Below are 15372 nucleotides of genomic sequence, written 5' to 3'. Positions count from 1 at the left end.
TTCTTTTTAATTAAAACTTAATGCTTATTCCTTGATAAGCCTTTTGGTTGTCTGTCCGTTTTCACCTTGAATAATAACCAGGTATGTAGCGGCAGCCATTTCAGAAACATCAATTGTTTTCTGGGTTCCCATACTTCTAAGGTCGATTGATTTTACCATTCTTCCTCTTATATCGAAAATACTTAGACTTTCAAGAGAAAGGCTTTGTGGATTTCCAATAGTCACTGTATTCTTGGCTGGGTTTGGATACATCTGTAAGCTTCCAAAATCATTGCTATGATCGTCCACACCCAAGATACTTTCAATGGTAAGTTCAAAAGTACAGGTTGATACATTACCATATTCGTCTTCCGCTGTAAGCGTAATGGTATAGACCCCATCAGATAATGGAGTACCAGCAGCAGGACTTTGTGATAGTATAGTAACAGGGTCTGTACAATTATCAATTGCTGTTGCTTGACCCGTTGCAAAATAATCTGGAACAATATAGAATAAGTTGCCGGGGCCTGGATCAACAGTTTGATCGGCAGGACAAGTAAGTACTGGCGCCAAAAGATCTACCACAGTAACCACGGCAGTACAAGTGCTTAAATTACCGTTCACATCACTTGCGAATACTTGAACTGTTACTGGTGTTCCAATATCGGCACAACTAAATTCATTAATATCAACAGCAACAGTTGCAATTCCGCAATTGTCGGTATTGCTTGCTATTACATCATTAGGATCTAACATTGCTGTACCGTCAGGGCCAAGTTCCAAAGTAAAGTCTTGACAAACTAGCTCTGGATTTGTATTGTCTTCCACCGTAACAATTGCAGTACAGGTACTAACGTTTCCGTTAACATCTGTTACCGTAAGCACAACTGTGTTGTCGCCTACATTTGAACAATCGAAGGTATCGATATCTAAAGTATAAGTATCTATTCCGCAGGCATCGGTGCTTCCGCCGTCAACGTCTGCTCCCATAATAGTTACCGTTCCAGTTACTGGATCCAATTCAACTGTAATGTTTTGGCAAACTGCAACAGGAGGGGTAACATCCTCAACAGTTACTATTGCTGTACAAGTGTTTGAGTTTCCGTGAATATCGGTAACCGTTAACACTACAGGATTATCGCCTACATCGCTACAGTCAAATGTACTCGGGCTTACCGACATGCTTGCAATTCCGCAATTATCAGTAGAACCTCCATCAACGTCAGCTGTGGTTATAGATGCGTTACCAAATTCATCCAATTGAATTGTGATATTTTGGCAAACCATTGTTGGCGCTTCATTATCAACAACTGTTATAGTAAAGCTACAAACTGCAGTATTTCCGCTACCGTCTGTTGCGGTAAACTCAACAGTATTTACCCCAACAGGGAAAGCACTTCCGCTTGCAAGGCCACCTGTTTGGGAAACTGTTACACTACAATTATCAAATCCTATTGCCATTGGAAAATTCACTATTGCGCTACACATTCCTAGGTCTGTATTCGCGGTAACATCCGCAGGACAAGCTATTGTGGGTGGAATATCATCTTCAACTGTAACTACAGCTATGCAAGTGCTAGTGTTTCCGTTTACATCAGTTACCGTTAGGGTAACGTTGTTTGGACCTAAATCTGCACAGGTGAAATCTGTAATATCAATTGAAGTGTTTGCAATTCCACAGGCATCGGTACTGCCTCCATCAACATCTCCTGCAACAATGGAAACATTTCCAGTAGCGTCCAAATAAACAGTTATGTTTTGGCAAACTGCCGTTGGTGCTACATTGTCTTCTACCGTTACAACAGTGGTACAAGTGCTTGAATTTCCGTTAACGTCGGTTACCGTTAGTGTAACTGTGTTTGGACCTACATCGGCACAAGTGAAATCTGTAACATCTATGCTTGTGCTTGCAATTGCACAGTTGTCTGTACTGCCATTATCAATATCGACGGCTGTAATACTTGCCATTCCATTGGCATCCAGTTGAATGGTAAATGGTGCGGCGCAATTTGCTACAGGAGCTTCGTTATCATTTATTATAACATCAAAGCTACAGGTTGCTGTATTGCCCGAGGCATCAGTAACTACAAATGTGTTGGTTGTTGTTCCAACAGGGAAAGTTGAACCTGAGGCCAAACCAGCAGTCTGAACTGTAGTTGAACCTGAACAATTATCAGTTCCAACCGGAGCGGTATAGGTTATAACAGCTCCACATATTCCAGGATCATTATCTTGAGTTATATTTCCAGGACAAGTGATTGCTGGAGCTTCTGTATCATTTACCGTAACATCAAAACTACAGGTTGCTGTATTTCCTGCTCCGTCGGTTACCACGAACGTATTGGTTGTGGTTCCTACAGGGAATGTACTTCCAGAAGGAAGCCCTGCAGTCTGAGTTAATAATAGTGTTTCATAAGATATTACAATCTCTCCATCGCCAGATCTAACTCCGGCCAAGGTTACTCCATTGTCAACACCATCAATATAAGAAGAGCCTCCTGCTCCACCAGCACCTGCCGCTCCAGAACCAGTATCAGCTCCAGCTCCAGAACCACCACCGTAGTATCCGCCGCCGCCGCCGCCACTGGCAAGAGAATAAACCCCATCAATTCCTATTCCTCCAACTCCTAATACACCAGGCATTCCGTCCGGCCCTTGAGGGCCATCTCCACCAGCACCTCCAGTGGCTTGTGTACCACCTTTACCTGCAGCGCCAGGATTAAAATAAAATCCATAAATTGGATCTGTAGGGTCTTGCCCATCAATGCCAATTAAGGCTCCTCCATCACCACCATTTCCGCCCATTCCGCAGGGTTGGCAAGTTCCATTTACATAATCTCGACCGCCTCCGCCGCCGCCGCCGGCAACAAGCACACGATCTGTTAATGTTGCAGCTCCAATTCTTACATCTGAGGCTCCACCACCGCTTCCGGCACGTCCAGCCCATCCGTCTGAAGGAGTTCCATAACCGCCTAAGCCACCTCCATTATATCCAGCACTATTATCTGCACCAGCACCGCCAACATAAATTGAAATGATATCTCCAGGAGTTACAGTAAGGTCACCACTTGCATAGCCGCCTAAACCACCTGTACTTGGTGTATATTGTTCTACCGTGAAATCTTGTCCAGATGCTCCCCAAGCTTCAATAGAAATGCTTGTAACACCTGGAGGAACTGTAAAAGTTTCAACAGATCCAGTATAGGTGTATGTTATTGAATTTGAACTGCCCGATGAGCAATTATCTGAAGTTGTAACGGTATAGTTTACCAAAGCACCACAAACTCCCGGATCATTATCTACCGTAATGTCACCCGGACACGTAATTACTGGCGCTTCAGCATCATTTATGGTTACATCAAAAGAACAGGTTTGAACAGGATTTACACCATCGTCATACTCAAAAGTATTGGTAGTTGTTCCAACAGGGAAAGTGCTTCCGCTTGGAAGACCTGCTGTTTGGGTGATGGTTCCACTTGCGGCAGCAAAAATGGTAAAACCGTTCCATCTGTTGTTATTGTATATCCAAGCCTGGCCATTTTCATAAGCAAAACCGTAGTTAGTTGTAGTCAAACCAATTGAACTTGCAGCAGCATAAGCGCCAGTTGCGCGATCATATAAATGAACAGATTGGGTTGTGTTATCATAGATTGCATACTCATACCCGACTACCCCTGTATATCCTACAGAATTTAATGCATAGGCTGAACCTCCAGGTGTACCAGAAAGTGCTAATGTTGCATTTGTGGTACCTGTAGCTCTGTCCACTTGTGTGATGGAGCTTGCATTATAGTAGATTATTTCATTGTTGTCATAATCTAAATCACCACAAGATTGGCCATCGGGTTGATTTACCGGAAGAATTGGGGTTGTTGTCCCGTTAGGACAATCACCCGCTAAATTCGTAAGAACAATTCCGGCTATATCAAATCCATTTCCTTCAGATTGATTTAAGGAAGGATTCCACCAAGCACCTCTATAATCAAAACCACTTGTAATATTGCTAATAATAGCTCCGGTGGTGCCATCAAAGCAATCAACAGGATAACCAGACGAACCTGCATTTACACTATAGTACCTGTCTGCTGATGGATTATAGCTAACTCCAGATCTATTTCCAGTTCCCCCTGCGGAAGAAATTAATTCCAAAGTTGCAACCCCAGTCGCCAAAGGCCCAGAACCACCACCACAACCACCCGAAGGAGTTTCAACGGTATAGGTTACAACTGCGCCACAAATCCCTGGATCGTTGTCTTGGGTAATATCGCCAGGACAAACAAAGGGTCCGCCGCCTCCGCCGCCACTGCCAATTACGTTTACAATGGCAGAGCAGGTTGAAACTGCACCGTTATCATTTGTAACTTCAACAGCAACAGTATTTAAGCCTGTATCTGAACAAGTAAAACTAACCGTTGCCGCCAATGGACTTCCTGCTAATACTGTATAGCCTCCACAATCCACAGAAACACTGTATAATAAATCTTCAGCATTTACAGTTGCATTTCCGCTACCGTCGAGGGTAACATCCAATACTGGGGCAATTACTTCATAATCATAATCTATTCCCCAACTGTTTATGGTTCCAGTATCTGAACCAACATTATCAGAAACTGTTAGCTCCCAAATACCCATAGTGTTTTCTCCATCAAAAATAGAGAGTGGATTGTTTGGTGTGAATGAGCCACTAATTGTAGGTACCGATCCTGCGCAAACATTTTCAACTGGAGCAGCCGCCTCGTCGTCCAAGGTAGCTACTATATTGTTTCCATCACATCCGAATGTTGTTGCAGGAACTCCAGGCCTATCTATAATTGTAGCTATTGTTCCGGTTGGCGATTTTATTGTTACGATAAGATCACCAACCCAAGTATGCGAAATGTTTAAGTTTACATCTAAATCCGTCATGGAAACATTTTCGGTAACATTCATAGTTACCGTAACACCCGTTGGATTATTATCTGGGATTGCTGTCCCTGGACTACTGGATTGTGAGCCGGTCATTGGTATATTCCCTGAACCCATACATACAATTTCGGGAGGATCATTGGTTACATTAATATCATCTGTTATAGCTGTTGGTGTGCCTGTACAAAAATCATTTACTGTATAAGTAACTGTAACTAAGCCTGGCCCTCCAACTGTTGGATCGAATGTAAAAGTCATTCCATTGCCATCATCGGTTACACCTGCACCACTATAAACACCTCCATTTGGATTTCCGCCTGAAAGCCCTGTTTGAATTCCATCGGAAAGACAAACTTCGTCAACAGTATCTAATCCTGAAAAAGTTGGTGGCAAATCGAATGCTTCAGTACCATCCGTTTTGCTTCCGGAAGAACCTTGGTTAGCGCTGTATCCCAAACCTCTTCTAGCAAAAGCTTCCCAAATGGTGCAAATGTGAGCACCTCCATATAATGCTTGGTCAGCCGCTAATATTGCATCACGACCATCTACAAAGCCTGGGCTACATGGCTGCAATTTCAATCCTTCTGTAATAAGTGCAAGGGAAACATTGTTTCCTGCAGTACCATTATAAACATCTGGATCAAAGCCATCTGTTCCTATAATTCCCCAAGTCATATCCCACAACATAGTAGCCCAAACTTCCCCAACTCCGTGAGGTGCTACAGCTGTTATAATATCGTTATAAGTATGGTTGTTAACCGCGAAATCTGTACTGTAACGTTGGGTTCTTACACCATTCCCAGTAATAGGCTGACCTAACAAATAAGTTCCTACCCCTCTGGCGTCAGTACCCGTATCGCCTGGTTCAATAGTCAATATTAAGCCGTAGATATCGCTCCATCCTTCACCCATCTGCTCTTGGTTATTTAAACACCCAACGTTGGAAGGACCTCCTGTAAGTCTATTTGAAACCCCATGACCATATTCGTGCACAATTACCCCTGCATCAAGATCACCATCATGGGACGGAGTTGAATTGTTGCACAAAAACATATTCATAGTAGGGTTTGAGCCATCGGCAGGAGTACCGAAGTTGGCGTTACAATTTCCGGATGCTTGAGCATTAGCATTTACGCTATCAGATCCAGCACCGCCATTTCCATAGTTATTTTCCTGAAAATTACCACTTACCTCGTCAAAACCATATTGATATAATACATCGTGAACTATGTTATTCCAATAAAATAAATTTGTGATATATGGAGCTGTGTTTGAGGCTGGATTTTGATTTAAGTCAATAGGAAAGTCAAAAATTAAAGACGCTGTTCCATCAGGGCGATCGGAGCCTTTATGGGCATCCACATTATTCCCTGTAGTAACAGTAAATTCAGGTCCTGCAACACCATTTGTGTCATGCCACCCAAAAGGAGATGCAGTTGCATTATCTGGATTGTTCTGTAACGTACGCGGGCCATGATTTGGTGATTCCGTTGGCATTGCGTACACTCTGTAGCCCCCAACTAAAGCTGGCACAACTTCAGAAACAATATTTTTAGAAGTTTTATTGTATTTTTTTGTTGCTTCATTTTCATTGAGAGGCCCAATCATTGTTGGTATTGCGACAGCTTCTTCCCCGTGGAAATGTTCATTATGGCCGTCCATAATATTACAGGAAACAGTCCAGTTTTCTTTATCAATTATTTTTCCAGTAACGGCATCCACTCGGAAGTTCCACCAATCAGTAGATGTTTTTTCAGCAATTGAAAGCTCCCAAACCAATTGTGTGCCTATTCCTTCCCTATAGTAATACATCAATTTAACAGGAATATCTACCAAAGAAATATCCGCTTTATTGAAAACGGCAGCTTTATTTTTACCGCCGATGCTTTTTATTTCCTGCAGATTGGAAATTTTGTAGCCCATTTGGTTGGTTACCGCAGCAATAGCAGCACGGGCATCTATTCCCTGTGCGCTATTTTTAAGGGTGGCTTGCACATCAGCCAAAAACTTATTGTGCTCTGTTAAAACTTTTCCAGTTTTATCAAAATGAACACTTGATTCTGTTCCGTAAACTTCCAACCCATTAATGGCTTGTCGTAAATATACGTGGCGAATACCACTCTTTTTACTTACGTTTTCATTCGTGACTACATAAGAGTCACTTTTTTGTGTAATAATTTTTTCTAGCGAAGTTGTTGAAGGTTTTGTGGCCTGTTGTGCTGCTTGTTTTTCTTTTTCCGGATTTTTGTGCTGCGCAGATAGCTGAATAGTCAGCATGCACAACACTAATAAGAGTAGTGTTGATCTTTTCATTTTGAAATTTGATTTAGTTAGTATTATAAATTTAGAATAAAATCGTAAATATCAGCCACTTGTCATCAGAAAATTTCAAATTAGTTTTCATTTCAAAAAAATTGATCAAAAAAAAAGCCTCCCGAATGGGAGGCTTTGTCTTAAAAAAGTGTTGCGTATATTAAAGTACTTTTACGTTAACCGCGTTCAATCCTTTTTTGCCTTCTTGAAGATCAAATTCTACTTCGTCACCTTCACGAACTTCGTCGATTAGGCCTGAAATGTGTACAAAATGTTCTTTGTTGGTTCCTTCTTCAGTGATAAAACCAAAACCTTTGGTGTCGTTGAAGAATTTTACTGTTCCTTTGTTCATTGTATTTAATTAAAAAATTTATAATAAGTGGCAAAGATACTATTAAAATTGACAAATTAGCTTTTTAGGATTGTTTATTTTAAAAACTTAAAATTTTATTCGATACTTAAAATTTTAACTGATTTATTTAATAAATCTAAAAAAAATATCGTTTCTCCATTTATAAATCCACAGCAATTTGATTTTTTAGGATATCCTCAAAAGTCTCCCTTTTACGAATTAAATGCGCTTTCCCCTTATACCATAGCACTTCAGCGGGACGATAACGGGAATTGTAATTGCTGGCCATAGTAAAGCAATACGCGCCCGCATTATGGAAAGAAAGAATATCACCCTCGTGCAATTCTGGAATACGGCGGTTGTTCGCAAACGTATCGGTTTCACAGATATAACCTGTAACGGTGTAAAAACGATCCCTGCCATGCGGACGGGAAATATTTGAAATTTCGTGTTGAGAACCATAAAGCATCGGACGAATTAAATGATTAAAACCGCTATCAACCTGAGCAAAAACAGTTGAAGTTGTTTGCTTTATTACATTTACCTTTACCAAAAACTGTCCGGCTTCGCTTACCAAAAACTTGCCTGGTTCAAAAGCTAAAGTTAGTTTTTTACCATATTTTTTGCTGAAATCATTGAAACGCTTGCTCAGTTTTTTCCCGAGTTCTTCCACATTTGTTTCAATATCGCCTTCTTTATAGGGAACTTTAAATCCGCTTCCGAAGTCGATAAATTCAAGATTTTCAAAATTTTCAGCAGCGTTGAAAAGTATTTCCGAAGCATAAAGGAAAACATCAATATCAAGAATATCACTCCCCGTGTGCATATGGATTCCATTGATGTTCATTCCAGTATTTTCAACAATCCTTTTCAGCAAAGGCATCTGATGTATTGAAATCCCGAACTTACTATCAATGTGTCCCACAGAAATATTTGCATTTCCACCAGCCATAACGTGCGGGTTTATTCGAATACAAACCGGAGTTTTAGGATGCTTGGTCCCGAATTGCTCCAAAATGGAAAGGTTGTCAATATTTATTTGCACGCCTAATTTTGCGGCTTTTTCAATTTCTTCCAATGAAATTCCGTTGGGTGTGTAGATTATATCCTCAGGTTTTGCACCAGCTTCCAAGCTAAGCATCACTTCCTGTATGGAAACAGTGTCCAAACCACTTCCCATATTTATGAGCAATTTCAATATTGAAATATTTGAAAGTGCCTTCACTGCATAATTTATTCTCAAACTCTCCACCTTATCAAAAGCACTGGTTAAACGTTTATACTGCTTTTCAATTTTAGCGGCGTCATAAACATAAACAGGGCTTCCGAATTCTTGGGCAATTGCCAAAAGGTCTTGATTTTTCATCTTTTTTGAATAAATTTTTAAAAATTAAGGCGCAAAAATAGGGATGTCTTGGCAATTACTTCATTAATAATTACTTAATTTTTCATTTTCAATAATTCTTTGGAAATTTCACAAGTAATGCCTTAAAAAACATTAGTCCATTCCTGCAACATTTGTTATTTTTGCAATCCATAAACAAGTACAAAACCGCTACTATGAATTTACACGAATATCAGGGAAAAGAAATTTTAAACAGTTTTGGCGTTGAAATACAACGCGGTATCGTGGCAACCACCCCAAAAGAGGCCGTGGAAGCTGCAAAAAAACTTACCGAACAAACCGGAACGGGCTGGCATGTTATTAAGGCACAAGTTCACGCCGGCGGCCGTGGTAAAGGTGGTGGTGTAAAGCTTGCAAAGAATTTACAGGAAGTTGAGGATATTGCAGGAAAAATCATTGGAATGGACCTTGTTACTCCACAAACTTCTGCTGAGGGAAAAAGAGTTCACCAAGTTTTGGTTGCCGAAGATGTTTACTATCCTGGCGACAGCGAGCCAAATGAATTTTATATGAGCGTACTGTTAAACCGTTCCACAGGAAGAAACATGATTATGTATTCTACCGAAGGTGGGATGGATATTGAAACCGTTGCCGAAGAAACTCCACATTTAATTTTCACGGAAGAAATAGATCCCGCTGTTGGTCTTTTGGGCTTTCAAGCGCGAAGAGTTGCTTTCAATCTTGGTTTGAGCGGAAAGGCTTTTAAGGAAATGACAAAATTTGTTACTGCGCTTTACAAAGCATACAACGAATCTGATTCTTCGCTTTTTGAAATAAATCCAGTTTTAAAAACAAGTGATGATAAAATTATCGCGGTTGATGCGAAAGTAAGTATTGACGATAACGCACTTTTCCGTCATAAAAATTATGAGGAAATGCGCGACAAACGCGAAGAAAATCCAGTAGAGGTTGAAGCAAAGGAAAAAGGCTTGAACTATGTAGATCTTGACGGAAACGTTGGCTGTATGGTGAACGGCGCCGGACTTGCTATGGCAACGATGGATCTTATTAAACAAGCCGGCGGGGAACCTGCAAACTTCCTTGACGTTGGTGGAACCGCAGATGCCGAGCGTGTTGAGGCTGCTTTCAAACTAATCTTGAAAGACCCGAACGTAAAAGCAATTTTGATAAATATTTTTGGTGGAATTGTTCGTTGTGACCGTGTTGCACAAGGCGTTATTGATGCTTATAAAAACATGGGAACTATTCACATTCCAATCATTGTGCGTTTGCAGGGAACCAATGCCGACATCGCAAAAAAATTGATTGACGACAGTGGTTTGGACGTACAAAGCGCTATTGAATTTCAAGAAGCAGCAGATAAAGTAAAAGCTGTGCTTTCTTAAAAATTAATAATTTACATAAAGACCCTTCGCATTTAGCAAGGGTCTTTTTTTTGAGTTTTAATTATGGATAAAAACCCCAAATCCTTACTAAGTGATTTAATAAATATGGTGATGGCCGACGGAAAAATAAACGTTTCCGAAGTTGAATTTATCCAAAAGATTGCAAAGCGAATGGACATTTCCAATAAAGAAGTGATGGCGCTTTTTGAGAATCCACAGCCTTCAAAACCTTTATATTCTGAAGTGGAACGAATCACGCATTTCTACAAATTGATTCTAGTGATGAACGTGGACAATGAAACCCACGAAAAAGAAGTAATCGCTTTAAAAAATTTTGGGTTGAAAATGGGTATCCGTCCGATAGTTGCCGACCAAATCCTTAAAAAAATGGAATGCTACGAAGATAAAATGGTTCCAGCGGAAGAGCTTCTTAAAATCTTCAAAATCTATTACAATTAGTCTGAAGCAATATTCTCAATAGAAACAACATCTTTATTAGAGTCAAAAGCCTTCTTTGCCTGCTTTAACAATGTTTCCATTTCCTCTTTTATAACAGTGTGATAATTTTCTTGGGCAGTAGGTTGTCTTTCAAGATATTTCAGCATCCACAATAATTTTTCAACCATAATCGGGTCGTGCTTGCAATAGGTTCGCAGCGACGCCATCACATTATATACAACTTCCTTAAAACTAACAATGGCTATTTTCAGCAGCGCCTTTTCGTCGTGGACAATTATTCCGTTGTCCCTTTTTTGCATTCGCAGCGCAAGAAGTTCCGTCAAATAGTCTATAGCGTTAATGGCCGTTCCCGGATCGTTTATTCCGGGAGACATTGCTTTTACGGCAATTTCGGTAATCTGTTTAAACGCCAAAAGATAGTTGTCTTGCACCAACTCGCCCCGTGCGAAACTAATGTTTGAAATAATAGCATCCACAACCTTTTCATCAAGCTTCTTTTCAGATTTTATAAAAATTCCGTTCTTCAAAACAAAGAATCCTTTGGGAACTGTTATGTAAATCTTGGTTTTTTCCTCGTCGCAAATATTCAAAATATTTTTTGTTGAAATATTCTGAAAATAGCCACTGCGACCAGCTTTGTATTCATGCCAATTTTCAGTATTTGGGAAATTCCTGTTTGAATTTTCTTCAGATTTTATGAGTTTTTGAAGCCTTTTTTCGGCATCGTGAAAAATATTTTCAAGAATATTATTGATCTGAATACTCTGTGAAATATTATGGATGAAATATATAAAAGCAACCAAGCAAAGAATGGTGAAAGCAATCCCCAAGAGTACGGAAAATCCCGGAAGCGTATATTTATCCTCACTGGGCTCAATGGAAAAAAGCGTAAAGATATTATAGAGAATGGTAGCCAAATAAATCCCTAAAATCAATTGGTGCCGCTTATCACTAATCAATCCAGGAAGCAATCGCGGGGAATAATTATTCGATGCTTGGCTCAAAAGCAGCATCACCATTGAAAAACTAAAAACCATTAACGAAATAAGCCCACCCAAACACGCGCTTAACACCGTCAATGCGGTATCTCCATCCTCGACCATCAATAGAGGGAATACATCCATAATTTTTCTGGAAATACCCTGTTGCTCTAAATATATCATTAAAAGCGCTACCAAAAATCCTGAAAAGGCCAACAAGGTTGGATAAAAGGCAATCTTACTTTCTATGGTATTGAAGAAATCAAAAATTCGGATGAAGAGTTTTTTCATAAACGGGAGTTAGTTCAATTTTAAAATTAATCAATGCAAATGTCATTATTCTTAAAAATGAAATAAATGTTGAAATAAATATTCAAAACCCAGACAAAAAGTCATTTAAAAAAATTAAAAATCGGTCAAAATGACCTGTTTTATTACTTGGAATTGTTATTGAATAAGTAATAGGGAATTTAAAAAATAACACAAACAATATATAGTTATGAAAACAGTTAATAAAAACAGTATTTGGTTGCCCGGACTTTTGGACAATCTATTTTTGGAGAACCGAATGGATGCGCTAAATAATTATGAAACATTTAGCATTCCAGCGATAAATATTATTGAAAATTTGCCGAATTTTGTAGTCGAATTGGCTGCACCGGGATTGCAGAAAGAAAATTTTACCATTGAGGCTGAGGAAGATACACTTAAAATAGCTGCAAAAAAGGTAGAAGAAAAGAAAGAAGAAACCAGCGATTCACACTTCAAGAAAAGGGAGTTTAATTACAGCAGTTTCGAGCGCACTTTCAAGCTTCCTGAAAACATAAAAACTGAAGAAATTCAGGCCAGTTACGAAAATGGGGTCCTTCGGGTTACCCTTCCTAAAATGGAAGAAAAGAAAGCATTGAAGAAAATGGTTGAGATTTCATAATTGAAATTTAATTTGGTTAGTTAGTTGAAAATGACCGCGTGCTACTCAATCGGTGCGCGGTTTTTTCATGGCACTATTTTGGGCCTCTCCTTCTTCGTCCTCCAGTACTATTTTGCTCCCTCTTTAAATTCCGCTCCTCTTGCCTTTTCTTTTCCGGTTTTATTGTTTCCACAGCCTTTTGGCGGCCATCCTTTAAGTATGCCATAGGCAAACCGTCACTATCCTTTACGGAATCCCTTAGGGTTTTTAGCTCTTCAGGAGTAAGGTCGCGCCACTGTCCTACTGGCAAATCCCCCAATTCCAAATTCATTAATCGTACCCGTTGCAGTGCTACCACTTCATACCCCAAATACTCACACATTCTGCGAATCTGTCTATTTAAACCCTGCACTAATATAATTCGAAACTCAAACCTGCTTATTCGTTCAACTTTACATCGCTTGGTAACCGTGTCTAAAATAGGAATTCCGGAGCCCATCCGTTTTATAAATTCATCCGTTACGTGCCTATCAACTTTTACGATATATTCTTTCTCGTGTTTGTTTCCAGCGCGAAGGATCTTGTTTACAATATCGCCTTCATTCGTCAATAAAAGAAGGCCTTCACTGGGCTTATCCAGTCTTCCCACGGGGAAAATACGTTCGGGATGGTTTATAAAATCCACCACATTGTCATCAAAACGGGTGTCGGTTGTGCAAGTAATTCCAACAGGTTTGTTTAGCATTATAAATACTTCTGCTGTATTTTCCTTGATGAGTTTTCCGTCCACGCGAACCTCATCATTGGGCATCACCCTATCGCCCAGCCCACTCTTTTCGCCGTTCACGGTTACGCGTCCCTTTTCAATTAAGGTATCGGCCTCTCGGCGGGAACAGTAACCGCTATCGCTAATTGCTTTGTTTAAACGTACTGAGTCTGGGTGGTGCATTCTTTTTTTGGTAAAGATAACACTATTGAAGCGCAAAAAGAAAAAGGTTAAAATTGATTTAATTGCGCCTTCCAACTTTATGAAAAATCGTAGTTTCAAAAAAAATTTAAATGGCAATACTTGGCTCAATTATAAAAACAGCGATAGATCTTCGCGGCGCAATCGTTTCGGAAAAATCTCCCGTTGAATCACAAAAGGAGGTTTTAAAACAGCTGCTCGAAAAAGCAAAGGATACCGCCTTCGGAAAATATTACGGTTTCTCACAAATCTTGGAATCTGAAGATCTGGAAAAATCATTTTCTGAAAAAGTGCCCTATTTTGATTACCACCAAATGGAGAAGGAATGGTGGTGTAAAACCCAAGAAGGTCTAAAGGATATTAGCTGGCCGGGAACGCCCACGTATTTTGCCCGAAGCAGTGGCACCACGGGAAAAACCTCAAAAAGAATTCCGGTTACCGATGAAATGATAGAGGCAATAAGAACCACGGGAATAAAGCAGGTGGGCGCGTTGACCAATTTCGAAATCCCTTCCGATTTTTACGAAAAGGAAATTATGATGCTCGGAAGCAGCACAAATCTAGAGAAACAAGATCAATTTTTGGAGGGTGAAATAAGCGGTATCAGCGCAAGCAACATTCCGTTTTGGTTTCGGGGTTATTACAAACCGGGTGAGGAAATTGCGCAAATGGACGACTGGGACCAAAAAGTGGAAACCATCGCCAAAAATGCCCGTAATTGGGACATTGGCGCCTTGAGCGGAATTCCATCTTGGATGGAACTGATGATGAAAAAGGTAATTGAATATCACGATGCAAAAAACATTCACGAAATCTGGCCAAACCTGCAAGTCTATACCACAGGTGGCGTTGCGTTTCAGCCGTATGAGAAAAGTTTCAACCAATTGCTGGCACATCCCATTATTGTGATTGATACTTATCTGGCTTCGGAAGGATTTTTGGCGTTTCAGAATAGGCCCGATACCACTTCGATGAAACTGGTGACCGATAACGGAATCTATTTTGAATTCGTTCCCTTTAAACCTGAATATATAAACGAGGACGGTTCGCTTTCTCAGGACGCCCCTGCCCTAACCCTTGCGGAAGTCGAGCCCGATACAGATTACGTTTTGATAATCAGCACCGTTTCCGGAGCTTGGCGTTATTTGATTGGTGATACCATTGCTTTTACCGATATTGAAAAGGCCGAAATAAAAATCACGGGGCGCACCAAATTCTTTTTAAATGTGGTGGGCTCGCAACTTTCAGTGAACAAAATGGAAGTCGCCTTACGTGAAATGGAGGAGAAATTTGATATTCGGATTCCTGAATTTACACTGGCGGCAGTCAAAATTGAGGACGAATTTTACCATCATTGGTATTTGGGAACTGAGTCCAAAAAAAATTCCAAAGAAATAGCGGATGCATTGGACGAAGCTTTAAAAGAAGCGAATAAAAATTACGCAGTTGCGCGCTCAAAAGCATTAAAAGGTGTAAAAGTTACTACCGTGAATCCAGCTGTTTTTCACGAGTGGAATGCCAAAAACAAAAAGAAAGGCGGACAGGTTAAAATGGAAAAGGTAATGGGTGAAGAAAAGTTTTCGGAATGGGAAGCTTTTGTGAAAACTCAAATTGAGTAATGAGTAGTGAGTAGTGAGTAATTAGTAATTAGTAATGAAAAATACAAAATTTTAAATCTTGTCGCCATAAGCATAGTCAAAGTTCAGTCGAAGGGTCAAGGGCCTTCCAGCAATCCAACAATCTAACAATCCAACAA

General features: G+C 40.1%; 9 protein-coding genes. 4 read left to right on the top strand and 5 right to left on the bottom strand.

The window, feature by feature from the left end; all coding sequences use genetic code 11:
• Positions 1-24: 24 nt before the first annotated feature.
• From A7A78_RS15185 to lysA, 3 genes are all read right to left on the bottom strand, one after another.
• A complete protein-coding gene (locus A7A78_RS15185) occupies positions 25-7197 on the bottom strand; it encodes a M36 family metallopeptidase (protein WP_207489319.1) in 7173 nt (2390 codons plus the stop codon).
• 160 nt (positions 7198-7357) lie between these two features.
• The gene (locus A7A78_RS02970; RefSeq protein ID WP_026451656.1) at positions 7358-7549 is read right to left on the bottom strand and encodes a cold-shock protein; all 192 of its coding nucleotides are present in this window, start codon (positions 7547-7549) and stop codon (positions 7358-7360) included.
• Between the two features lie 160 nt (positions 7550-7709).
• On the bottom strand, positions 7710-8915 hold the full coding sequence (lysA, locus tag A7A78_RS02965) for a diaminopimelate decarboxylase (RefSeq protein ID WP_068760960.1): 1206 nt from the start codon (positions 8913-8915) through the stop codon (positions 7710-7712).
• A 194-nt stretch (positions 8916-9109) separates the two neighbouring features.
• On the opposite strand from lysA, the gene sucC reads away from it, so the two are divergent.
• Both sucC and A7A78_RS02955 read left to right on the top strand, forming a co-directional pair.
• The gene (gene sucC, locus A7A78_RS02960; protein ID WP_068760959.1) at positions 9110-10300 is read left to right on the top strand and encodes an ADP-forming succinate--CoA ligase subunit beta; all 1191 of its coding nucleotides are present in this window, start codon (positions 9110-9112) and stop codon (positions 10298-10300) included.
• Between the two features lie 63 nt (positions 10301-10363).
• A complete protein-coding gene (locus A7A78_RS02955) occupies positions 10364-10759 on the top strand; it encodes a tellurite resistance TerB family protein (RefSeq protein WP_068760958.1) in 396 nt (131 codons plus the stop codon).
• Here A7A78_RS02955 and A7A78_RS02950 read toward each other — a convergent pair.
• Positions 10756-12030 (bottom strand): DUF2254 domain-containing protein, encoded by a 1275-nt coding sequence (locus A7A78_RS02950; protein ID WP_068760957.1) that lies wholly within the window; start codon positions 12028-12030, stop codon positions 10756-10758. The genes A7A78_RS02955 and A7A78_RS02950 overlap by 4 nt on opposite strands.
• Before the next feature lie 208 nt (positions 12031-12238).
• On the opposite strand from A7A78_RS02950, the gene A7A78_RS02945 reads away from it, so the two are divergent.
• Positions 12239-12670, top strand: coding sequence for an Hsp20/alpha crystallin family protein (locus A7A78_RS02945; protein WP_068760956.1), 432 nt, complete (start codon positions 12239-12241; stop codon positions 12668-12670).
• Between the two features lie 73 nt (positions 12671-12743).
• On the opposite strand, the gene rluF is transcribed toward A7A78_RS02945, so the two are convergent.
• Positions 12744-13598: a 23S rRNA pseudouridine(2604) synthase RluF gene (rluF, locus tag A7A78_RS02940; protein ID WP_094746021.1), complete on the bottom strand. Its 855-nt coding sequence runs from the start codon at positions 13596-13598 to the stop codon at positions 12744-12746.
• 110 nt (positions 13599-13708) lie between these two features.
• On the opposite strand from rluF, the gene A7A78_RS02935 reads away from it, so the two are divergent.
• On the top strand, positions 13709-15235 hold the full coding sequence (locus tag A7A78_RS02935) for a GH3 family acyl-acid amido synthetase (protein ID WP_068760954.1): 1527 nt from the start codon (positions 13709-13711) through the stop codon (positions 15233-15235).
• Positions 15236-15372: the final 137 nt, after the last annotated feature.

Origin of the sequence: Aequorivita soesokkakensis, assembly GCF_001641085.1 — a bacterium.
In the GTDB taxonomy this organism is placed as follows: Bacteria; Bacteroidota; Bacteroidia; order Flavobacteriales; family Flavobacteriaceae; genus Aequorivita; species Aequorivita soesokkakensis.
The sequence above is the reverse complement of the archived record's forward strand: the minus strand, read 5'-3'. Positions and strand labels throughout refer to the sequence as shown.